Origin of the sequence: Paenibacillus ferrarius, from assembly GCF_002027705.1 — a bacterium.
GTDB lineage: Bacteria > Bacillota > Bacilli > Paenibacillales > NBRC-103111 > Paenibacillus_E > Paenibacillus_E ferrarius.
The window spans coordinates 161,737-186,003 of sequence record NZ_MBTG01000006.1 but is presented as its reverse complement, the minus strand read 5'-3'; the positions used below and the strand labels follow the sequence as shown (position 1 = coordinate 186,003).

General features: G+C 48.6%; 14 protein-coding genes. 2 read left to right on the top strand and 12 right to left on the bottom strand.

Annotated features, from left to right (window positions below):
* Positions 1–88: 88 nt before the first annotated feature.
* Positions 89–1,411, bottom strand: coding sequence for an ABC transporter substrate-binding protein (locus tag BC351_RS08100; protein WP_079410531.1), 1,323 nt, complete (start codon positions 1,409–1,411; stop codon positions 89–91).
* Positions 1,412–2,474: 1,063 nt separating this feature from the next.
* Between BC351_RS08100 and BC351_RS08095 the strand changes: the two genes are divergently transcribed.
* A complete protein-coding gene (locus BC351_RS08095) occupies positions 2,475–3,545 on the top strand; it encodes a GntR family transcriptional regulator (RefSeq protein ID WP_079410529.1) in 1,071 nt (356 codons plus the stop codon).
* Between the two features lie 479 nt (positions 3,546–4,024).
* On the opposite strand, the gene abc-f is transcribed toward BC351_RS08095, so the two are convergent.
* From abc-f to BC351_RS08070, 4 genes are all read right to left on the bottom strand, one after another.
* Positions 4,025–5,950 carry a ribosomal protection-like ABC-F family protein gene (gene abc-f, locus BC351_RS08085; protein ID WP_079410525.1) on the bottom strand — a complete coding sequence of 642 codons (1,926 nt, stop codon included), beginning with the start codon at positions 5,948–5,950 and terminating at the stop codon, positions 4,025–4,027.
* A gap of 340 nt (positions 5,951–6,290) precedes the next feature.
* Positions 6,291–7,052 (bottom strand): TSUP family transporter, encoded by a 762-nt coding sequence (locus BC351_RS08080; protein ID WP_079410523.1) that lies wholly within the window; start codon positions 7,050–7,052, stop codon positions 6,291–6,293.
* A gap of 375 nt (positions 7,053–7,427) precedes the next feature.
* The gene (locus BC351_RS08075) at positions 7,428–8,255 is read right to left on the bottom strand and encodes an alkaline phosphatase family protein (RefSeq protein ID WP_079410521.1); all 828 of its coding nucleotides are present in this window, start codon (positions 8,253–8,255) and stop codon (positions 7,428–7,430) included.
* A 22-nt stretch (positions 8,256–8,277) separates the two neighbouring features.
* Positions 8,278–10,044, bottom strand: a complete 1,767-nt coding sequence (locus BC351_RS08070) for a glycoside hydrolase family 35 protein (RefSeq protein ID WP_079410519.1) — start codon at positions 10,042–10,044, stop codon at positions 8,278–8,280.
* Positions 10,045–10,149: 105 nt separating this feature from the next.
* Here BC351_RS08070 and BC351_RS43250 point away from each other — a divergent pair, with 105 nt between their 5' ends.
* Positions 10,150–11,583 (top strand): helix-turn-helix domain-containing protein, encoded by a 1,434-nt coding sequence (locus tag BC351_RS43250; protein WP_079410516.1) that lies wholly within the window; start codon positions 10,150–10,152, stop codon positions 11,581–11,583.
* A 9-nt stretch (positions 11,584–11,592) separates the two neighbouring features.
* Here BC351_RS43250 and BC351_RS41440 read toward each other — a convergent pair whose 3' ends face one another.
* The 7 genes from BC351_RS41440 to BC351_RS08025 all read right to left on the bottom strand — a co-directional run bounded on the left by BC351_RS41440 (position 11,593) and on the right by BC351_RS08025 (position 24,144).
* Positions 11,593–11,880 carry a hypothetical protein gene (locus BC351_RS41440; RefSeq protein ID WP_144028311.1) on the bottom strand — a complete coding sequence of 96 codons (288 nt, stop codon included), beginning with the start codon at positions 11,878–11,880 and terminating at the stop codon, positions 11,593–11,595.
* A gap of 467 nt (positions 11,881–12,347) precedes the next feature.
* Complete coding sequence (locus tag BC351_RS08055; protein ID WP_079410511.1) at positions 12,348–14,624, bottom strand: helix-turn-helix domain-containing protein; 2,277 nt, start codon at positions 14,622–14,624, stop codon at positions 12,348–12,350.
* 189 nt (positions 14,625–14,813) lie between these two features.
* Positions 14,814–15,692, bottom strand: coding sequence for a carbohydrate ABC transporter permease (locus tag BC351_RS08050; RefSeq protein WP_079410508.1), 879 nt, complete (start codon positions 15,690–15,692; stop codon positions 14,814–14,816).
* Between the two features lie 12 nt (positions 15,693–15,704).
* On the bottom strand, positions 15,705–16,625 hold the full coding sequence (locus BC351_RS08045; protein WP_079410506.1) for an ABC transporter permease: 921 nt from the start codon (positions 16,623–16,625) through the stop codon (positions 15,705–15,707).
* 62 nt (positions 16,626–16,687) lie between these two features.
* Positions 16,688–18,328 carry a type 2 periplasmic-binding domain-containing protein gene (locus tag BC351_RS08040; RefSeq protein WP_079410503.1) on the bottom strand — a complete coding sequence of 547 codons (1,641 nt, stop codon included), beginning with the start codon at positions 18,326–18,328 and terminating at the stop codon, positions 16,688–16,690.
* A 249-nt stretch (positions 18,329–18,577) separates the two neighbouring features.
* Positions 18,578–19,348: a DeoR/GlpR family DNA-binding transcription regulator gene (locus BC351_RS08035; RefSeq protein WP_079410501.1), complete on the bottom strand. Its 771-nt coding sequence runs from the start codon at positions 19,346–19,348 to the stop codon at positions 18,578–18,580.
* A 1,190-nt stretch (positions 19,349–20,538) separates the two neighbouring features.
* Positions 20,539–24,144: a polysaccharide lyase family 8 super-sandwich domain-containing protein gene (locus tag BC351_RS08025; RefSeq protein WP_079410496.1), complete on the bottom strand. Its 3,606-nt coding sequence runs from the start codon at positions 24,142–24,144 to the stop codon at positions 20,539–20,541.
* Positions 24,145–24,267: the final 123 nt, after the last annotated feature.

The window sequence follows — 24,267 nt, the reverse complement described above, 5'->3', positions numbered from 1 at the left end:
GAATCGCCACTCCTCTCTAGAAACGCTGCCAGCTTTGCTCAAGTGCATCCCTAGTGCAAAGCCAGCAGCAGAACGCGGGGCGTTCAGTTTACTTAATATTTTTCACGGCATCATCCAGAACTTGCTTCGGATCTTTCATATCATTAAGCGCCTGGAAGATGGTTTTCGTTTTGATGTAGTCAGAAACAGCCGGCGTTTTCTCTTTGATATTGGTAGGGGCGATCTCATTCTTCACAGAAATCAGAACATCCCAAAGGTTTTTGCCAAAATAAGCGGTAAATTTATTGTCTGCTTTCAGCGCCGGATCGTTCCACACATCGGAGCGAATAGGGTCAAAGCCTAGTTGTGACCAGATCTGAATATTGCCTTCTTTGGACAATTTGGCATAGGATAGGAACTTCTTAGCTACATCTTGGTTCTTCGATTGTTTGGTAATAACCGTCCCTGTACCGCCCATACCGGAAGAGCGCTTCTCCCCTTGTTTGAATACCGGCATCGGTTTAATGATGATTTTGCCTTTGAGATCAGGCATATAGTCCGTGAAACGCCCCATATACCACATCGGCATCCACACGGAAGCTGCGCCGCCTTTATTCATGAAGCCGTAATATTCCTCTGCATGGTGAAAGCCGCCTGGCGCTGTAACGGCTACTTTTTCCTTCACAAGCTTCTGCAGATAGGTCAATGATTCTACATTCACTTGATCGCCAAGCGTCACATTGCCGTTCTTGTCCAGAAAGTCCGAGCCGTGCTGGACTACCATAGGCCACAAGCTCCATTGATCTGTCGTTTCGACGGTCGTCATCGGTTTGCCGGTTTTCTCAAGCACTTGCTTGCCAGCCTTTTCATAATCATCCCACGTCTTAATCTCGTCGGCGTTCACGCCTGCTTTATCGAGAATTTCCTTATTGTAATAAATGACTTGTGCGCCAACATGGTAATCGATACCGTAATATTTGCCGTCCTTCGCATAATTATCTAGACGAGACATCACCAGATTGGCTTTCTCCGGTTCAACAATGTCATTCAGCGCGGCCAGCTGAACATCCCCTTTTAAATAGTTGCCGATTTTGCTGATCTCAATGTCAGCCATGTCCGGAGCGCCCGTTCCAGATTGCAGCGCCACCAGCAGCTTATTGTGATTATCATCATATGGGAATGTTGTCGCTTCCAATTGAACCGGCTGCTCGGGGTGAGCTTTATTCCACGACTCCGCCATGCTTTCAAAAAATTTCTGATGCAGCTCATTAAATGTCCAAAAGCTCAGCTTAACAGGCGCTGCCTTTTTGGTTGCACTGTCATTTTTGGTTTCAGCTGCCTCATTATTTGTACTAGAGTTCGATGTACAAGCAGATAATAAAAGCATGGATGCCAAGAGTGTAGCAGACGATAATTGTAGCTTCCTCTTCATTCGATATATCCCCCTAAAGATAAATTTGATGATCCTAAAACCGTGCTCGTTACCTTGTAAGCGCTTTACATAACGAATTATAAGTCATTAAATCCTATAATAATATATCCAATTTAGTATAAAATTATGTTTATTATACTTAACAACGTGAATGATAGGGATTTATTTTATAATGCAAATAAATTGTTCTGATTAGTTCTGGTTGCTTATTGGTTTAAGGTGGTTCTAGGTGGCTCTTATCTGCTTCTTGCTGCTACAAGTGCTTCTGATGCTTCTTGCTGAGTCAAACTATTTCTTACTGCTTCTGGTGCTTCTTGCTGATACTTACTGCTTCTTACCGCTTCTCACTGCTCCTTACTGCCTCTTACTACCTTATCGCTGATACATACTGCTTTTTACTATTCCTAACTGCTTCTTACTGCTTCTGATGCTTCTTGCTGATACTTACTGCTTCTTACTGCTTCTGATGTTTCTTACTGCTTCTTACTGCTTCTGATGTTTCTTACTGCTTCTTACTGCTTCTTACTGCTTCTTACTGCTTCTTACTGCTTCTGATGCTTCTGATGCTTCTGATGCTTCTGATGCTTCTTGCTGATACTTACTGCTTCTGGTGCTTCCAGCTGAGTCTAGCTGCTTCTGATGCTTCTGGCTGAATCCCAACTTGGGTCAAGTTGAATTCAAACAGATTGAACTAGCATTGAACCAGCATTGATCCAGTGAAAGGGAACTATGTTCCCTTATACTTCGGAAAAACAGCCATTTAGCTAGTGAGACGGAACTACGATCCGCTAATTGGCCTATATTTGATGGAATTCACCATTTCGGGGCCGAATAGAGGATCATAGTTCCCTTTCAGCTGCAAATGTTGGATTTTGAGTCAAATAGCGGACCACAGTTCCCTTTCGTAAGGATCTTGCTAGCTATCCCTCGCCACTTATATTAAATTGATTATAAAAAATCACATAAAGTATTATTATTATACTTTTCTCTTCACTTTGTATTTCCTTTTACGTGTTTTCTCAGTACAATAAAGCTAAGACTATGATGAATCAGGTGATGACATATGAACAAAATTCCTCTTTATAAGCAAATTTACCAATCCATCAAAGATAAAATTCTAACCGGAGAGCTGCGCCCCAAAGATCGCGTGCCTTCCGAACAAGAATTTATGGATGCATTTATGGTCAGTAAAATTACGGTGAAAAATGCTTTGGCCGCATTGGTTGACGAAGGGCTGGTCACTCGCATTCAAGGAAAGGGAACATTCGTTTCAGCTAACCCCAATTTCCTTGCAGAGGTTCCAAAAAGTCACACGAACGCACCATCTGCCGCTTATTACATAGGTCTGATTATCCCTACCATGAAGACAAAAGTCATTCAACGACTTGTCGACTATATCGAATTTCACGTCAAAGAAGCCGGGTATCAGCTTGTCCTGCATATCACACGCGAATCCTCCACGGAAGAATCTCGTTCCGTCCAAGAATTAACCAACACCCAGGGTGTGCGCGGCATCATTGTTTTCCCTACGGAGGACGAAAGTTATAATGAATCGCTGCTCCGGCTATCCCTGGATAAATATCCGTTCGTCTTCATCGACCGCTATTTGCGTAATATTGATACCTACCGGATTACCTCCGATAATTGGGGCGGCGCCTATGAGACTGTTACCAATCTGTTAAGCGAAGGCCATCAGCAAATAGCGCTGATTTCCCCCGATAACACGAATACTACGATTGAAGATCGGACCCACGGCTTCGAGAAAGCTTATATTGACGGCAACATTCTGATAGATAAAAGCCTATGGTGCCACGTCCCCATCGACATCCTCAGAAATGGGGACACCTCCGCTTATATTGTAAAGTTCCTTCATCAGCATCCGAGCATTACGGCTGTTTTTGCTCTGACCGCTGAAATGGCCAGGCTCACGCACCATGCGCTGCATCAGGAAGAAGGCTTGAATCCGCTAATCGAGCTGGTGTCCTTCGATGATCCTGAAATCCCGGGGATTTCACACATTTTGCAAGATGAAGCACAGATGGCCTTATCGGCTGTTAAGTTGCTGCTCGAGCAGTGCAACGGGCAGTACGCTCCGCAGCGTATTGAGGTTCCTGTGCAGTGGATACATGCTTGAGTTCATGGACATGTGTGAGAAAGCTAGGGCTCAGGGGCGGTTCGCGGCTTTTCTTCTTCTGAGACTGCTTTTTCGGCTGGCTCGGTTCGGTTTTCCTGGGGTTAGTTCCTTTTTGGAGCTTGAGCCTGCCTTTTTGGCTGGCTCAGGGGTGGTTCGCGGCTTTTCTTCCACTGAGACGGCTTTTTCGGCTGGCTCGGTTCGGGTTTGCTGGGGTTTGTTCCTTTTTGGAGCTTGAGCCTGCCTTTTCGAGACTGTCGAATAACTCGCGACAGTCTCTTTTCCGCTGGCTCGATTCGGCTTTCCTGGATCCCCCCCCCCCCAGAAAATCAAAAAAGGGTTAAGCTTTCGCTTAACCCAAAACTCCAAATGGCAAATGTCAGCAAGATTCCGCTTCCGGGAACATGGCAATCTTCGTGTTACCGAATTTGCTACCATCAGAGCAACCACTTAACGCGAGCTGCAGCAACTCGCTTATCCCTCTACTCTGCTAGCCGCATCCACTGCTCATAGAGCGTATCCAGCAGCTTCTGCGCCGCTTCTCTTTCCGCCCATAGTTGGCCGAGCTCATCGTTCGCCAGATTACTCTCTAAGCGTTCGTCCAGCTTAGTCAACTGCGATTCGCCATCGGCAATCTGCTTTTCAAGCCGCTCCCGCGTATACGCGGAGGAGCTTCCCGACTTCTCCCGAGCTGCAGAATCGGAAGCTATTTTACCCACAGCGCTTGCAGCAGCCATTTTATTAAATGAACCAACTTCGCCTTGCTGACTATCGATCAGCTCAACTCTCTTCACCTTATAATCATCAAAGCTGCCCAGAAAGACAGTGATCCGCCCTTGATCCAGCTCCCATATTTTCTGAGACAGCCTGTTCATAAAATACCGGTCATGTGTCACCGCCAGCACGGTTCCCGGAAACTCCTCGAGCGCCTCCTCCAGGGCTTCCCGCGAGGCAATGTCCATGTGATTCGTCGGCTCATCAAGAATGAGCAAGTTAGGCTTGCGCAGCACAAGCAGTGCCAAACGCAGCCGCGTCCACTCGCCGCCCGAGAGCGAGCTCACCGATTTGAACACATCGGCTCCATAGAAGAGATAAGCGGCAAGCCGTCCTCGCGCTGCGCCTTCTTCCATCTTCGCTTCCTCACAGAAGTAGCTCAGCACCGTTTTCTTATGATCCTCCGGATAAGCTTGCTGTGCCAAGTAGCCAATATCAACGCGAGCGCCCACCTCAAGCTCCCCTTGATCAGGCATTTCTTCGCCTAGGATCAGCTTAAGCAGGGTGGTTTTGCCGGAGCCGTTGTGCCCGACAAGCATGACCTTCTCACCATATTGGAGCAAACCATTCGCTCTGTGCAGCAGCACTTTATCGCCATAACGTTTATCCACCTCTTCAAAACGTAGAACCCTTCGACCAGAACGATCGTCCAGCTTAAGGCTGAATTCTGCCGCTTTAGGATCGAGAACAGGACGTTTCAGCTTTTCCATCCGATCCAGCGTTTTCTGCATAGAGGCCGCACGGCGGAAAAACTTCTCATTATCTCCAATTCGGCCCCACTCCATCAGCTTCTTAATCGTCTCTTTCATCTTCTTGATAACCTTCTGCTGCTCCTGATAGTCGGCAAACTGCTGCATGAGCCTGACTTCTTTCTCCTTCACATACCCCGTATAGGAACTGTGATAGATCGATGCTTCTCCATCTTCCAGCTCGACCATTTTCGTAACGGCCCGATCCAGAAAATAACGATCATGAGATACGACCACGCATGCGCCCTCATAATGAGCAAGATAATCCTCCAACCACTCCACGCCGGTCAAATCCAAATGATTCGTAGGCTCATCCAGCAGGAGCAAATCCGGCTTTCCGATAAGCTGAGACGCGAGGGCAACTTTCGTTTTCTCGCCTCCGGATAATGAAGCGAAGCTCCGCTCATAAAACTCGCGGGCAATACGCAGCCCATTCGCCACTTGGTCTATGCGGGCATCCATTTCATACCCGCCTTCGCGCTCGAAACGTTCCTGCAGCTGTGCATAACGCTTAAGCAACTGATCGAGCAGATTGGCATCGTTCGCTGCTTCAACACCGGCCATCTGCTGCTCCAGCTCGGTCATCACAACCCGGCAGTCCATCAGCTCATGAAAGCCAACGGCAAGCACATCATACACCGTACCGTTCTCCCACTCTGTAGGAATTTGTGCCAGATAACCAATCCTCGTGTCTTTGCGTACCGTTAATTGGCCCTCATCGGGCTTTTCCATTTTGGCAATCAGGCGAAGCAGCGTTGATTTCCCGCTGCCGTTGCGACCCACCAAGCCGATGCGTTCACCCTGATGGATTTCGAAAGTGACATCTTCCAGAACAAGCTGTGCACCGTGGTATTTCTTCACATTTTGAGCATTTATCATTAACATATAAGGAGCCTCCTGGTTATAGAAAGACCCCATCCTTCCGCAAGCAGCCAACAAAAAAAGGCCGCAGGAAAATTCCTACGACCTTTCGAATGATCCGTTCGAGGTTAAGGTAGGCGTCTTTTCGTGAGTTGTAGTACCGTATGAGCAAAATTGGACAGACCTCTCGCGTCTTTGACTGCTGCATGAACGATGCCAGCCATCGCAATGGGTAACTGGCTCACACGGTTGTTTGCAAACTCTCGATTCATCCTACCTTCACCTCCTTATGAAACATGATGTCAAAATCATAGCATAACCATCGGTCAATTCGCAACCGAAACCGTTCCTTTTTTAGCTGACCCTATAGGAGATCCCAAATCTGCTTGCCAATAAGGAGTAAACACACGGTTAGAAATAAAGGTCGAACATAGGCCGTACCTTTCCGAATCGCCATCCGCGAGCCTAGAAAAGATCCCGCTACCATCGCCAATCCCATTGGAATTCCAATGCTGTAATTGATGGAGCCTAATACCATAAAAGTCGCTAGACTAGCGATGTTGCTGCCGAAATTCAACACTTTCGAATTCCCCGCTGCTTTTACAAAATCGAAGCCCAACATCAGAAAAACGAAAATAAGGAACGAACCCGTCCCCGGTCCAAAAAAACCGTCGTAAAAACCTAATCCGAATGCCGCACCGCCCATTAATAAGGCCGTCTTGATGGAATACTGCTGAAAGGTAGAGCTGGCTCCCCAGCTCTTACGAAAAATCGTATAAATAGTGATCAAAATCAGCATGATGACAACCAACGGCTTTAAGAAGTCCGAAGGAATCTGCCGCAGGACCATTGTCCCGCACACGGCACCTAACAAAGATAAGAGGAACAAGCCTTTGACGGCTTTTAAATCAATATTGCCCGAACGCATAAAAGAAATGGTGCTGGTCAATGAGGACATCGTGCCCGCCAATTTATTGGTGCCTAGCGCCACAGCAGGAGGCAGCCCCGTTGCCAGCAGCAGCGGTACCGAGATAAGCCCGCCTCCTCCAACGACCGAATCCACATAGGCTGCCAGAAATCCCCCAACGATGACGAAAATCATCATCTCTAAACTTATATGTATCATGCTGCAATGACTCCTTTTGTTTTGTATCGCGATAAATTTGTCCAATTCCTATTCTCGCATGATGCTTTCGTTCAGGCAAGGAGATAAACCTGACAAATAGCGGAATAAAACAAAAAAGCCGGGCAGCTTATAGGATACTAGATACGGACGTAGTTCACTGCCATAGCAGGTTCTTGGATATCGAAGATTTCAACTTTGCCTTTTAAAGAAAAAACAGCTTTCATCACTAATCCCCCTTGGCATACTGGTATTTAAGATCCAAATAAGAACCAGTTGGCGCATATGCTGCTCTATAGGCAAAAAAAAGAACAGCCGAGTTAACTCGAGCTGATCTCTCATCAAACTGCTGTCAGACCTCTGACTTGCTTCATTCACCTATGCCTGGATGAACAATCCGTCCGGCAGTTTCGCATCCCAGTCCTGCGGGAATGGAAGACCAAGCGCATGCAAAGCGACAGCAGCGGTGTCCATAATATTCAAGCTGCTAAGGTCGGCATGAGCGGAAATCCCCGGACCTGTGCATCCCCAGAATACAGTCATATCTTTGGGATGATCGCTACCGTGATTGAAAGCGTCCAATCCGCCGCCTCCATGATCTGTTGTCACAATAAGCAAGCTGTCTTCCAGCATATTGGCTTCTCGAAGCGCTTGGCAGATCTCACCAATCTGCCCGTCCGCATGCGAAATTGCCTGCAAGTATTCGGCAGAGCCGTACCCATGCCGATGTCCGGCAGCATCCACATCATCCAGTTGCACGAACATAAGCTTAAGATCCGGAGTTGCCCGGAGATAGGCAGCAATAGCAGGGACTAATTCATCATCTGGCGCTTGGCATTTATCCATGACATCCAATTCCTCTATAATACCAGTCTGAATCGGCGCCCAACAAACGAAAGATGCCATCCTGCTATCTGGCTTTGCGCTGCTTAGCATGTGAAATAAGGAAGGAGTAGACGAATCCTGCGGATAGGTCTTCTCTTTTTGTATATGCAAGTGGGATTCATGCTTCTCTGGCCTTACACCATGCAGCAGCGAACCCCAACACTCCCCGCTGTTCGAAGGGAAAACGGTCTGCGCACGGTCGGTTTGGGCACCTCCTGCGAGCAGCTTGTCGATGTGCGGTGTATGTGCTTCTCGGACGAAAGCTCCCGCCCCATCCATACCCAAAATGATGACTCGTTGAATAGGCGCTGCTGATGTCATAATGAGTTCCTCCACTTGTGAATTATCCTAAGTCCGGCGTATCCGTAAGCTCAATGACGGCCTTCTCCGCATGGTGCAATTCCAAAACAATAATCTCATTCGTACCCTGTTTCAGCAAAGGGGCAGGAAGATACAATGTACGCTGCGGCCCTTTTTCCCAATAACGCCCCAAATTAAACCCATTTATCCAAACAACGCCTTTGGCCCAACCATCCAATCGGACGAACGTATCTCCAGCCTCTTCAACGGTAAATTCACCACGGTAAAAAGCTGGACGGTCTCCCTCTTCCTCTTCCTCTTCCGTCGTTGATGGCTCAAAGGGAACTGCCTCTAAATTGTCCAGTGGGAGTGGATAGATCGTCCAATCAAACAAGAACTGATTGTTCATCCTCACACCCTCTGTAATTCCTTTATAATCTTTCAATTGTGGACCATAGTTGACACGACCCATGTTCTCGACCACAATATCCAGCTTCGCTCCTTGCGCCGGAATGTCCAGTGGGAGTGGATGGGCATCCCATCGCTCTACCGTTCCTTGATAGACACCGTCTAAGAAAACTTGTGCGCGATCATGCACGTCTTGCAGATGCAGCTTTTCACCTGTACGCGGCCCGGATATCTGGGTTGAATACACGATGAAGCCGTAATTTTGACCCAGTTTCTCCATTGGCTCCGGGAAGGTTCGATTTACGGGCTCAGCAAGCAGCGGCAAATGATTAAGCAGATCTGCTTTTTCAGTCAAAGCGACAGGCCCATATCCTTTCTTCGCAATAGGCGCAGGCCATGCCGGGAAATCCTCCTCAGCTTTACCCAAATAATTGGCGATCACGGAGCGGACCGCTCTGTATTTCTCAGTTTCATCCCCGCATTCGGATAAAGGCGAATCATAATCATAGCTGGTGATCGTTGCTTCATATTTATCGTGATAATTAGCGCCATTATAGAAGCCGAAATTCGTCCCGCCATGGAACATATAAAAATTAACCGATGCACCCGCACGCAGCATACGATCGAAAACATCAGCCACATCACCGGCATCTCTCGTATGGTGTGGTTTCAGCCAATGATCAAACCAGCCATTCCAGTACTCCATGCAAAAAAGCGGCTCATCCGCACGATACTCACGGAATTTCTCGAAAGCTTCTTCAGATTTGGATCCGAAGTTGACAGTAGCAAGCGTACCGGGAACCGTTCCGCCCTGCAGCATGCCGTCTTCCGGACCATCCGACGTAAACAGCAAAACATCCACCCCACGTCGGATCAATCCATCACGCAAATAAGTTAGGTAAGCGGTGTCGTTGCCGTAGCTGCCGTACTCATTCTCAATTTGTACCGCCAAAATAGGCCCGCCATTCGTGCTTAGCAGCGGAGTCAACCGAGGAATCAGCTCGTCATAGTAGCGATCCACTTTTTCCAAATACATCGTATCCATGCAGCGAAGCTTCATATCCGAATATTGCAGCAGCCATGCCGGCAGCCCGCCAAACTCCCACTCTGCACAAATGTAGGGACTCGGACGCACAATAACATGCAGCCCCAAACTGCCTGCAAGCTTAATGAACTTTTCCAAATCCGCGAGCCCTTCGAAATTAAACACATTTTCCTGCGGCTCATGCAAATTCCAAGGCACATAGGTTTCCACCGTATTGAATCCACAAGCTTTAAGCTTCAGCAGCCGATCTTCCCAATACTCTGGGACGACGCGGAAATAATGGATCGCCCCCGACAACAGTTGAATTGGCGTCCCATCTAATAAAAATTGTTTGTTTTTTGCCTCTAAAATAGCCACAAATATCCCTCCGGATTATGAATACGATTAGTGTTGATCTCCTCTTATCATCGCTGAAGGATACACGCATCTCAATCTCCAAATGGATCATTTTCTATACCAAATGTGCCAATTCGATGCTATGATAAAAAGAACCATTTTAAAGCAAGGGAGGACCCTGCTACGGAAGATTTATATCGTTTCCCTAACCTGATTCAAACCCTTCAAGTCATAGGCTGCCACTTTGGGATCAAGCCTCCAGGGTGGGAGTATCCACGGCATCATCATCATTTGTTTGAGCTGCTATATTGCCTGGAAGGCGAAGTCGTGCATGTCATGAACCGCGAGTCGGTGACGATGCGTGAGGGAGACTGGCTGCTGATTAAATCCGGCGTTCGGCATCAAACGACCAATCCGTCGGCTTTTAATTACAGCTACTTTAATGTGCATTTTGATCTCGATGATACGGAGATTCGCAGCCTGCTTGCCGCTACGCCTTTTCGATATATCACGCGAGAGGAAGCCTCCGGGAGCAAGCTTCGCTACTACGTAAGCGAACTGGAGACGGTCATGCACCGCAACCGTCTGGTAGCGCAAGAAGGCTCGGCAGCAGTGGCGCAGCCAACGCCTCTGCGCTTCGAGGATAAGCTGCTGCTCCAGTCCTACACCCTGCTCATCATTCACGATGTGCTTGCTTTGTTTCGCGGGCAGCCTGCGGCTGTTGGGCAAGCGGGGTTGGTGAGTGGGCGAGCACGGGCGATGAGCGGGCAATCATCGGTAGTGAGTGAGCAAGCGTTGGCGATGAGCGGGCAATCATCGGTAGTGAGTGAACAAGCGTTGGCGATGAGCGGGCTACCATCGGTAGTGAGTGAGCAAACGTTGGCGATGAGCGGGCAATCATCGGTAGTGAGTGAGCAAGCGTTGGCGATGAGCGGGCAATCATCGGTAGTGAGTGAGCAAGCGTTGGCGATGAGCGGGCAATCATCGGTAGTGAGTGAACAAGCGTGGGCGATGAGCGGGCAATCATCGGTAGTGAGTGAGCAAGCGTGGGCGATGAGCGGGCAATCATCAGCATTGGGCGAGCAAACATTGGCTGCCAGCAGGCAAACATCGCTGATTAACAAGCAGGCATCGGCTGCGAGCTGGCAAGCAGAGACTGCCGGTAGGCAAGCTGCTGCGATAAACACGCGCGCCCTTGCAACGAGCCGAGACGCCTCGTTATTCACGACCGATGTCGCGCACGCCATCGAAGAGAAGCTTTCGCTCGGCCTCTGTGAGGAAACTACCGTCGCAGGGGTGGCCAAGGAGATGAACCTTAGCCGCAGCCAGTGCAGCAAGCTTTTCTCCAAGGTGTACGGCCTGTCACCGCGCCAGTATGTCAGCCAGCAGAAGCTGAAGTTGGCCAAAGAGCTCCTCGTCACGACCCATCTGCCGATGACAGACATCGCGGACAAGCTCGGCTTCCAGTCTGCGAGCCACTTCTCGCGTCAATTCCGCCGCTGGACGGGCCAGTCGCCGAGCGAGTTCAGGCCCAAGCATCATGCTGCGCAGCCGCATTAGATGAACCGCTCAAGTCCGCCCATGTACAAGGAGCGGCAAATGTCCGTTCATCGCGCGGGGCTTAACCGCCGCAATGCGCTTAGGATTACACGCGCGCTCAGGAAAGCCTGCAATTGTGCAGGCTTTCTCAACAAAATCATTCAAAAAGCCGAAAAGCCTGCAATTGTGCAGGCTTTGTCGCACTTTCCAACCTAAAATCAAAAAAGAGCTCCAGAAGCCTGCACATTCGCAGGAATTTGCTAGTTTGAGGATGATTTGACCAATAAAAGATGCATAATCGCAGGTTTTTGCAACCACAGGCACATATCCCTATGAACCGAGGAGAAATCTGCGGAACATTCCACGTTTTTCACGTCCATTGAGTCATCCTATTAGAGTCAAGTCAGCCACCTGGCAACCGAGAGGCTGCTCATGGCCCTGCCTCCTTGTCTCCATATCTCCATGCCTCCCTGTCTCCATGTCTCCTTGCCTCCCAGTCTGCCTGTTTCCCTGCCTCCATGCCTACTTGTCTCCCTGCCTCCTTGTCTCCTTGTCTCCTTGTCTCCTTGTCTCCATGTCTCCTTGTCTCCCTGTCTCCCTGCCTCCTTGTCTCCCTGTCTGCCTGTCTCCCTGTCTGCCTGTCTGCCTGTCTCCCTGCCTCCTTGCCTCCCTGTCTCCCTGTCTGCCTGTCTGCCTGTCTCCCTGCCTCCTTGCCTCCCTGTCTCCCTGTCTCCTGTCTCCTGTCTCCTGTCTCCCTGTCTCCCTGCCTACTTGCCCCTCTCCCCCTACTCGCCCTTCCGAAACTGCCCCGGCGTAATCCCTTCATACCGCTTAAACACACGGATGAACGTGTTGCTGTTCGTGAACCCGACTTTTTGCGTAATATCGTTGATGGTATCATCGGTATCCGTCATCAGCTTCTTCGCTAGCCGTACTCGCTGCTTGTTCACATAGTCAATGAACGTTTCACCGGATTGTTCCTTAATGAAGCTTGATAAATACGGCGCGTTCACTTCAAACTTCAGGGATAACGAGGTGAGGCTCAGCTCCATATCCGCCAGGTGTTCGTCGATGTAGGTCAACACTTGATCCTTCAGGTTCGTGTTGTGGCTTTTCTTTTTGGAATCGACGTAATCGCATACAATTTTCAGGAATTTATAGATCTCATCCTCTATTTCGGCAAAAGACTCACATTGGGTCAGCTGTTTAATCAGCACGGTTTTCTCGACCGCCAGCTCGTTGGGACCTTGCTGGAAATGCTCGATCGCCTTCAGAATGGTGCCTATCAATTCAAACATCAGCAGCTTCCCAAGCTGCAAAGACAATGTGCCATCCGATACGTTCGTCACAATCAACTCACTGACCGCATCCATCGCTTCTTCGTATTGTCCGGTCTTGATATGATTGATCAGCTTCCGCTCTGTATCCAGCGGATAATACAGTTCATTCTTCGGCCGTTTGATCCGCTCATAAGGAATGATTTGGCTTGGACCAATGACGAATTTGTACTCAAGGGCTTCCAAGGCTTCCTCGAAGCCATGCGGAATGCCTGTCACTGACGGATGAATGTCACTGATCCCGATCGTCAGCTGGATATAGAATTTGCCTTGTATGATCGTTTGCGCCTCGTGCGCGACCTCAATTAATTCCTGCTTCGCCGTCACTTCATCGTCGCCTTGGATATTGACCAGGAAGGCAACCATTCCTTCGACTTCGGTCGAATAAACGCTATGCTTCCTGCCGATCAACTCCTCGGTAATATTCGTGACGATATAGTACACATATTGCAGCCGTGACTCCGCGTCACCAGGCCCGGAACCCTTGAATAAATCGGCATAATCTCCGATATGAAACAGCAAAATCGCAAACTTATTCGTTGCGAAGCGCAGCTCGAACGAAGCCATGGATTGCGCAAGCGCGGAGCCGCTTTCCACGCGCCCCTTCAACAAGCGCGCCAGGAAATGACTGCGCAGCACGTCTTGCTGCAGTCGAATTGTCCGATTCGCGCTGTCTTGGAACGCCGCATTCTCTGTCATGAACGACTGGAGCAGTGAAAATTCGTTCCCGATGCCTGCCAGATTCGATTTGACCTTCGGCGAAATCATATCTACCATGCGGCGGATAGGCATGTAATGCCGTTTTGTCAGCCAGATGGACATAGGCCCGCCAACAAAAATACATAAGAACAACCCCGCATAGATCCAATCGCGCAGCTGACCCACTTTAGCCGAGTACACTTTGGATGGAACGATTGCGACATACTTCCAAGCATTTTCCATCGAGGAAACGTAAGAAACCGTGACTTCGCCTTGTTCCCATTTCTGTTGAAAGGAGCCCTCCGTAGAGGTCAGACGCCCGTAGTCGATATCAGAGAGGTGGGAGGTTTCGCCAGCCGCCGTTAGAAGCTGATTGTTTGAATCAATAATTAGCACACTGCCGGACTGCGCAAGCTGGATATTGGCAATGGCCGCTTTCAGTCTTTCCATATTCAAAAGCACGACAAGCGTTGCTTTGGCGTCATTCATATTTTGAATCGGCAGCGATTGCAAATACACCATGTCGCTATTTCCGAATTTCACAAAGTTCCCGAAATACGTTTTATTTACAGCTTCCTGCCACTGCGCCATCGTCATCTCACTATCGCCGTGGAACAACTGAAAGAGCAGATCCGCCTCATTCATGGCTGAGGTCGACACGCCGATTTGCTCCGTTTTCATATACATATACAGATCGGTGATATCCCCGTTAGAAGCTCCGTAAGACCGCAAGGAGGTGATAAGCTCCAACGTATCCAGCTTCACCTCAGGTGTGCTGAAATCCGTTTGATTGATAAATTTAGTCACCTTCGGGTCCAATGAAAGCTGCAGTCCCATCCGTTTAATATCTTTAAATTGATTATCGAAGGATTGCTTCACTTGATTAAGCAGCGCTTCATTGGAACGTGTTACTTCCGAGCTTAACAGATGCTGGGATTGAAATAATACGACCATCGTGATGACGATAGGAATACATAGAATGGTTAAATTGGAGTACAACCAGAATAGAAACACGCTCCGCTTCAATGAAATTCCTCCCTTACTCTTGCTGTACGTTGTATTATCCCATCTCTGATATCACCTGTACATCATCGTTTTTTAGCGGATCGTCGTTTTTTATGAATTGTTGTGGAAACGGGAAAAACCCAAATAACCCGCTCCTTCTTTCTGAAAATTCCAAAAAGAGAGCAGGAAATGGGTTCATGTGCTTTAGGGCTATTCTTTCACAGCGCCAACCATGACGCCTTTGACGAAGTATTTTTGCAGGAAAGGATATACGATAAGAATCGGCAGCGTTGCGACCATAATCGTCGCGTACTTAATGCTTTGTCCAATAGCTTCCGTATCGCTGGCATTGCCTGTCCCTGTCGTCATCGAATCTGTACTGTTCTGGACGAGAATTTCACGAAGAATCAACTGCAGCGGAAATTTATCCCGATCATGCAGGAACAGCATCGCATTAAACCAGGAATTCCAGTGAGCCACTCCATAATAGAGCACCATCACGGCAATAACCGGCATCGAGAGCGGGACCACAATTTGGAATAAAATGCGGTACTCTCCCGCCCCGTCAATCTTGGCAGATTCGAGCAGCCCTTCTGGGATCGCTTCAAACGACGTCCGCATGATGATTAGATTCCACGTGCTGATCGCCACAGGAAGGATGAGAGCCAGATAACTGTTCCCCATATGCAGGAAATTATTGATCAGCAAGTACGTCGGAATTAATCCTCCGCTAAAATACATCGTAAACACGATAGCAATCATCAGAAATTTACGCATGACAAACTTTCGCGATAACGCATAGGCGCCAATGGTTGTAAAAAAGAGATTTACTACCGTACCCGCAATCAAAATGATCAGCGTGTTCCCGTAACCTGTCAAAATGTTCGGGTTCGCAATCACCTTCTCAAAAGCGGCGAGATTGAATCCGAGCGGTTTGAACAACAGCCCCGTATGCTGAATCAGCAGATTCGAGTCGCTTATCGAAGCAACTGCCACATAATAGAACGGATAAAGTGTGCATATGATCAGCAGCATCATCAGTATGGCATTACCCATATCAAAGACTCGCTCAGCTGCGCTTGTTTTCATGGTTCGTACCTCCTACCACAACCGGCTCCCTGAGAAGCGGCGGGATATGCTGTTGGCGCTAATTAACAGAATGAAATTGATCATGGATTGGAACAAGCCTACGGCTGTTGTATAGCTGTAATCATTGCCTTGCGCAAGACCTTCACGGTAAACGAAGGATGAAATCACATCTGCCGTTTCGTAAGTGTTTGGGTTGTAAAGCAGCACAATCTTCTCGAAACCAACCTCCATCAAGCCGCCGATGCGAAGAATCAGCAAAATCATAATGGTAGGGATCAGCCCAGGCAGCGTAACACTCCAAATTTGGCGGAAACGTCCAGCTCCATCTACACGAGAAGCTTCATAGAGCTCAGGATTAATTCCGCTTAACGCCGCTAAATAAATAATGGACGACCAGCCCAGCTCCTGCCAAACCGATGTACTGACAAAAATACTGCGGAAATTACCCGCATCATTCAGCAGCGCTGTATCCTGCCCGCCAAAAAAAGTAATAATGCTGTTCGCAATACCACCACGGTTCGTGAAATCAATAATTAAACCGGAGATGACGACAATGGATATAAAATGCGGCAAATAAGAAACCGTCTGGATGATCGATTTGAACAGCTTTTGGCGAATCTCATTAAGCAGCAAAGCCAAAATAATCGGTGCAGGAAAACCAAAAACCAGTTGATAAAAGCTGATAAGAAACGTGTTGCGCAGGACGCGCAGGAAATAATAGCTTTGGAAGAAATCTTTGAAATGGACGAAGCCTACCCAATCACTGCCCCAGATCCCTTTGGCTGGACTGAAATCCTTAAAGGCAATAACCGCACCGTACATCGGGAAATATTTGAAAATAAAGAAGTACAGCACAACAGGCAGCACCATCAGGTAAATTGCGCGATTTTTCTTCAGGTCGTTCGTTAAAACCCGGATGGAATTCCCCATCATTTCACTTCCTTTTGTAGAGATCAAAAAGGGGAGGCTGGCTCCCCCGCATCTGATTTGAACGTTTAGCGTTTGTTAAAACGATCCGTTGCCGCTTGGTACACCTCGACAGCACGGTTGATGTTCATTTTGTTCATTTGTTCAACCGCTTTATCGAAATCCTCAATGGACGCGGCGCCCATGATCACTTTCGTGATTTTCTCAGTCAGAAGCGTGCTTACATCATTCAAAATCTTCGCTGTTTCCTTCGCTTCATCCGTTGTCAGCGCCACTGGAGGAAGCATGACTTTGAAGGCATTTGCTGTATATTTGGCATATACTTTGGCCGCATCTTTTTGAGCTTGCAATTGGTAATACTGATCGTTGTAACGATCGTCATCTAAGCCGGAGAAGCTGTAATTGGCAATAAAATACTTAGCCATAGCTTGGCTGATAGGCAGATTGTCCGGGTTTTTCAAGATCAAGTCCGTATATTTCGGTTGACCGTTTTCTTTCGTATAGGTTTGACCTTCAATACCAAAGTTTTTGAGCAGCGCGCCTTCTTCACTGTACAAATAATCAAGCGCTTTGACCGTCTCAGCTGCATGTTTATTGGCACTAGTGAGGACTGTGCCTACGTTATCGTACTCCCATGCCGCTTTGACGAATTTCGGCTCGTCGCCTTTTTTCAAGACCGGATATTGAACCGCAGACAGCTGCGCTTTGGCATCCGTTTTTTGCAGAGCAGGCATATAAGTCCCGATGCTGCCGCCAATGAAGCCGTAGAAGGCTCCTGCTTTGCCGGATGTGATTTTCGCATCCATCGTTTTCGTATCATTCGAAGCGAAGTCTTGGTCAATCAGACCTTCTTTGTACCATCTTTGCATCGTCGTCAAATATTGCTTGAATTCCGGCTGCGCCGGTCCGAACTTCACCTTGCCGTTATCGAGGTAGAAGCTGTCGGATGTCGCCGTAGTTCCCATACCCGCTACGCCATAGGCTCCCGCGAAATCAGCGAAAGAAATCGGATAGTCTTTGCGAAGCGTGAAAGGAATCACATTTTTCTTCTCTTTAAAAGCTTTCAGCACCGTTTCCCACTCATCAATCGTTTCCGGCTGCTTGAGCCCGAGCTCATCGAGCCAGTCTTGACGAATAACCATGCCGCTGAATGTTTTGTATTGACCATACTTGCCTGCACGCAAATGAGGCAGCACATAGATGTCGCCGTTATCGGCTTTGATTTGCTTGGCGATTTGCGGGTTCTCATCCAGTACCTTTTTCAGGTTCGGCGCGTTTTTCTCGATCAGCTCATTCAATTTAATGATGGTGCCGTCTTTGAACATTTTGGACAAGCCGCCCTGTACATTGTTCCAGTTCCAAAGCATCGCATCCGGCAAATTATTAGAAGCAATCATAACCCCGTATTGCTGGATATCATCTTGTGTGGTGTTTCCTGAGGAATGCTGGAAATCCACTTTCACATTCGTTTTCTTTTCCCATTCTTTGACGAAGGGCAGCTCGCTTAAGCTTTTGACAACTGCTTTCGCGTTAGGATTAAGTGGTGTCCAGTACTTCACATTGACAGGTTCTTTAGAAGCCGCTGCCGTTGCTGCAGGAGCTGCACTTTCTTTTGTTGAAGATCCAGAGTTTCCACAAGCGGCTACTAACGATAGCGCAAGAATGGATGCCGCAACTGGCAGCACTTTGAATTGAGATTGTCTTTTCATCGAAACACTCCCCTTATTTGTATAATCCGACGTTCCCACCGTGAAAGCGGGGGTGGCCTGTGAATGAAGCATATACGATGCAGAATAGTGCCGTATATCGGCAATTCTTCGTTGGTATTGTTTTCTTCAGAAACGGAATCGGCGTTATTTGGCGCATCATCATTTTATTAGAATGAGCTCCTAGACAAAAGAAAAACCGCCCGTTCCACCGCTAATTGAGCCGGTTTCGAGACGATTATCCTTCATTGCTTATTCGCTGATCAATACTTCAATACCTAGCGCCTCTATGGTATCAATCCATTCCTTCGGGCATCCTGCGTCCGTAATCAACATGGAGATGTCCTCCAGCTTGGACACTCTGGCAAAGGTAGCCATCCCGAACTTCGTATGGTCCGTAAGGACAATCGCTTCCTCCGCCCGCTGCATCATCTTCCGTGAAATAACGGCTTCCCCCAAATGGAAATCCGTAATTCCATCAGCCAACGAAATACCGCCAACCGAGACGAACGCCTTATTCACCTTAAATTGATCAAGCGTCTGATCCGTTAAAATGCCGCTAACAGCTTTATACTCGGCATTCACTTCTCCGCCTGCAAAAATAATTCTGCCTCTAAAGGTTTCCAAAGCTAGATTCAGGATCGGAATAGAGTGCGTAATGATGGTGACATTCGTACGATCCTTCAAATGGGGCATCATTTCAATCGTCGTCGTCCCATTGTCCAGCATAATGGTTTCGCCATCTTGAACTAGCGAAGCGGCAAGTTTCCCAATCGCCATTTTCTCCGGCCTCATCATCTGTGCCCGCTTAAGAAAAGGCGGCTCCACCAGCTCCATGCGCATCTTCACGGCGCCGCCGTATACCTTGCGAAGCTTGCCTTCCTTCTCCAGCCGATCCAAATCACGCCTCACCGTTTCCGTCGAAACGGCAAGCAGCTCCGACAGGTGATGCACCTGGACTTTTCCTTCCATCTCCAGCTGATTCAGGATCGTCATCCTGCGATCTTCAAAGGTTAAAGACATGTTGGCCTCCTGCCATGACCGATAGTTTATATATGCCGTTGTTTTTTGTCGTTTTTATTAGTGTAGGGTCACGGCATGAACCTGTCAACCGGATGTCGGATTGGCAGGGGAAGCGCAATGCTCTATTGGGCAAAAAGAGGGCTCAGCTGGCTTGTGCCGGTAAGTAGGCACGGTTAACTAATTTAGGAAATGATACTCCATTTGGTCATATGAGTACTGAGCTAACTAGTGGCGAATGAGATACCATTGCGCGTTGGCTTTGGCGCTGGAGTGATAACCTAGCTAGTGGCGCACGAGGTACCATTGGCGCATTGGAGTGAAAACCTAACTAGTCTCGAACGAGGTACCATTGCGCATTGGAATGATAACCTAACTAGTGGCGAGCGAGGTACCTTTGGCGCATTGGAGTGATAACCTAACTAGTAGCGCACGAGGTACCTTTGGCGCATTGGAGTGATAACCTAGCTAGTGGCGAACAAGGTAGCATTGGCGCATTGGAGTGATAACCTAACTAGTGTCCAACGAGGTACCATCGGCGCATTGGAGTGAAAACCTAACTAGTCTCGAACGAGGTACCATTGCGCATTGGAATGATAACCTAACTAGTGGCGAGCGAGGTACCTTTGGCGCATTGGAGTGATAATCTAACTAGTGTCGAATGAGCTACCATTGCGCATTGGAATGATAACTTAGCTAGTGGCGAGCGAGGTACCATTGGCGTATTGGAGTGATAATCTAACTAGTGGCGCACGAGGTACCATTGGCGGGCAAAAAAACTTACATACTGACAAGAACCATCTACTAAATGCCCTCCTGATCTAGCCGATAATCGAAAACCTGCAATTGTGCATCCTTTTACTCTCTGGAATACCCCAAATTCATATATTCCTGCAAAAATGCAGGCTTTTTCAGCTTATTGTTTGATTTCAGTCCGAAAAGCTTAAAATGCCTGCACTTTTGCAGGTTTTCCGCTTTTTCGCACGATTTCACGGAAAATACCTGCACTTTTGCATCTTTTGGGGTAAGCAGCCGCGCGATCCACGCTCGTTGTGTATTTGCATCCTGCATCCACTGCCTACACGTCAGGCTCTCCCACACATTAGCCAAAATAACCTCCAACACCACATTGAATGTGGTGCTGAAGGTTATTCATCCCATCATGACGTTGATGAAACGGCTTCAACGCTGATCTACGGCGTAATCCGCAAAACAGGCCGGCTTGCCGCCGTCGCATTCTCTTTGGAGCCGTAGCTGACATACGTCGCAGAGCCGCTGGTCAGCGAGGAAACCTCAATCGATACGCTTTTATTCGCGGAGGAGAGTGCGCTCCGTACTTGGTCCGTTACATCGATCCAGACATAGCTGCCTGCCGCAGGAACTTTCCATTCTGCCAGCGGGAGAGAGGCTGCTGGCTTATTGTTCCACGTCAACGTGTTCTCAGACCATGGCTGCGCAACCACCTTCGCTTGATGTCTCACATCAACGCTGGGTGTCCCGCCTACCGACAACAGGATCGCTGCCCGCGTCATCGTTCCGCTGTAGGCGGAAAGATCGAACTGCACGAAAGCGGTGCGGTTGTAGCCGACGCTCTCATTTTTAACCTCCATATACCCTGCGGTCCCGTAATTCGTATTCCCGGTACTGCCGTCCCGCACCCAGGCATCGGCCGAGCTCGAAATCATGGTTGGGACTGTGTTCCCAAACTTGGCGTGGAACGACTTCCCATAGGAACCGTTAACGTCAACCGACAGTTTCAGGGTAGGACTGTACTGCGTAACGGTAATCCCCGTATCCAGCCAGATGGCATTCGCATAGATGCGGTTCAGCTCGACCTCAATGGTTCCCGTATTAGCCTGAGTCGGATCACTGATGACCAAATCCAACAAACCTCCGGCTTCTTGGACCAGCAAAGACGACTTCTTATTGACGGTGATCAAGCTGCCGCCATTGCCATCCCCTATTGTTTTGAGCCCGTCTTGCCATACATTCGCGGCTACCAGGTTCAAATCCGTTTCCTTGACAGCTTGCGCGCTTGTCGTATTTTCTACGATCGCGACTGTAGGATTCGCCGCATAATTCTGCACTTGCGCGCTGCTCATATTCGGAAGCATGACATAGCTGTAAGCTGCATTGCTTGGATTCGTCCCGTGGTTCATCCATAGCGTCATGTAATTAGCTGCAACTTGTTCTTTATAATTGCTCAGCACCAGCTTAGGCCGATAGGCAGCGTTCGCATTTTCTCGACTGGCGTAGTAAACCCAACCATTAGCGTCCGCTGGCGAAGTTGCCGCAATCCGCAGTGAAAATACTTTCTGATTGCCGGCAAGTGCGGCTTGCAGGGCTTGGGTCACATCAATCGTGATCGGCGTCCCTGCCTGCATCCCGCTCCATTGCTGAAGCGGCGACAGCGGTACTGAGCTTGGCTTATTCGCCCAAAGCAATCCCGATTCGGTCCAGCTGTTGTCCGCAACCCATTCAGCGGTATGCTGAATTGTATTCGCTGTTGTCCCAACGGAGGTCGGAACCAGCGTCACTTTGGCCGTGTCAAAGGCAACCCCATCCGGTACAAAAGCACTGACATCAAACTTCAGGTAGCTTTCTCTGGCATAGCCGCCGGAATCGTTCTTCACAAGCAGCGTGGACTCTGTCCCATGATTGGCTTCATTTTGCCTGACATAAGAATCTTCTGTATTAAACACGGTATATACGTTAGCCGTTGCTTGATTGATCTCGTTCCAAGTCCCCGTGCGCGCTTCCCGCTTCGCTTGAATCGTCGTGCCGCTTGGGAAATAGTATCCAACACTGGCGTCATTGCCGCCCGTATCTCCTTGCAGATGCAGCCAGTTGGTTCCGCTTAGCGCGGATGACCAGCCCAATGTGGTCGGCTGTGCGCTGCCATTCACGGTGAAAACATTGCTGCCGCTTATTTGGCGATTATCCACGATGGTTTCTACCTTACGCGGGGTTCCATCCCAGCCATTCCCCGATTGTCCCGTATTCGTTATCCCTGCTCCAAGCGCTACGATTTCGTTGTCGAAGGTGAACCATGATTTTTTGGCAGTCAAATTCGACGGCGTCACAATCGCTCCGCCATTCCCAATATCACCGGGCGCCTTCAAGTCCATGCCAATGGCCCCATAGCTGCCCAGCAGTTCAGCCCCACCTGTCCAGCTATTCGGACTCATGTAATTCGTCCAGTTGCTGCTGGTGGTCCGCGTCTGAGTATCCACTGTTGTGCCTGGAAGACGATACGGATTTACGGTTGGCCAGTAGTTTTCATATTGCGCCTTATCCGCATTATATAAATAGGTCATACCGTCGCCGGTGTACCAGCCTTTGACATTATTTTTGTTGCCGGATTCATATTTATCTACCCGCTTGGATGACATACTGATGCCAAATCCATAGCCAGGCCGCAGCTGCAGAGCACGATCCTGATTCGGGAACAGGAACTGTCCGAGCTTCTCCCCTCGAGAAGGAATCGATACATCCGCTACGATTTGTTTCAGCTGCACATATTGATAAATCGGCGCCGCATCCAGAATTTGATTCGTCGAATCCTGCGTAATCCAATATTTCAGCATACTCTGAATCGCCTGTTTGGGATTGCCGGGATATGCGGCCCCCAGCTGGTCATTCGTCGCAGGCGCTGTCAGCAGCAGATAACAAATCGAAGACATAAGCCCCTTGGCGGTGAGAATGGGATCCGTATCCTTTAAACCTAATGCAGGACCATAGGCGATATTCCGCCCTCTCACCATATCCATGACATTCCCGTTATAAATGAAGGGCTCCACGGAATCGAAAATCCACCGGTACGCATGCCATTTGTTCGTATCCGTAACATCCCAGCTGGAACCGCTTAAGATATGCAGCAGAATGCCTACATCATTAAGCAATGATGTTCCATAACCGCCGATGTAAGGCATTGCCGCATGCTGGATAAATGAACCGTCCGCATAAAACCCGTCACGGGCCGATGTATTGACGGCAGACGCTGGAGACACATAAGCAAACACGCTGCTCAGCGCATCGCGGGCATCAGCCAGCTTCGCTGAATCTTTCACAATTATGCCTCTGTAGGCAACGGCAATCGCTTGATCCAGTAAATTCGCACCGGTCATCACCGGACTGCCGCTCACGGTTCTGGCCGCTGAGTTCGGGATGAACCGATTGACAGCGTCCATATAGCTGGTTACCTGCGCAGACGTCAGCTCATTTTTCATTAGAAGCACAGTTTTGGTCAGAATCTGCGGTACCCCAATTTGCCAGTGAAACCAGTTGCCATAGGTCGCAACGGTCGTGTTGTACTTCTGAACATTCAGCCAATCCAGTGCGTTAATCACATCTATTTTGAGCGCGGCATTCTGATACATGACCGAACCTGGTGTGTAATAGCCCACAATCATCGCATACAAACGCCCATAAGAACCAGAAATATCCCCTGATTTGGTAAAGCTGTCCGTACTCGTAAAAGGCATGTCCACCCATAAATAAGTACGATCTACACTGCGGTTCATCAGATCCCAGTACCCTTTGCCACTTGTGCAAGGCGCTTGTGCGGCAGAGCATGAGGATATGAGGCTGTCCATGGTTGAAATTTTCGTCTGAAGCAGGGCGTCCGTTACAGGCACAACATATTCCCCATCACCGAGAAGCAGTCTCTGCAGTTTCGTCCTCAACCCATCGTACTCATCACTTGCCTGTGCATACCTTGGGCTGATCCCTACTGCACTTACGCTCACCACGACCAGACAAAGGCATAGCAGACTTACCGATCGAAGCAATTTAGACATTGTATTAAATCCCTCCTTAGTTAAATGACTTGCTTACCAAGGATAAATTGTAATCGCTTTCTCGTATATCGACGATTTTTATCTGATCGCTTATTTTTATGAAAAAGCCCATTCTTTCGTTTT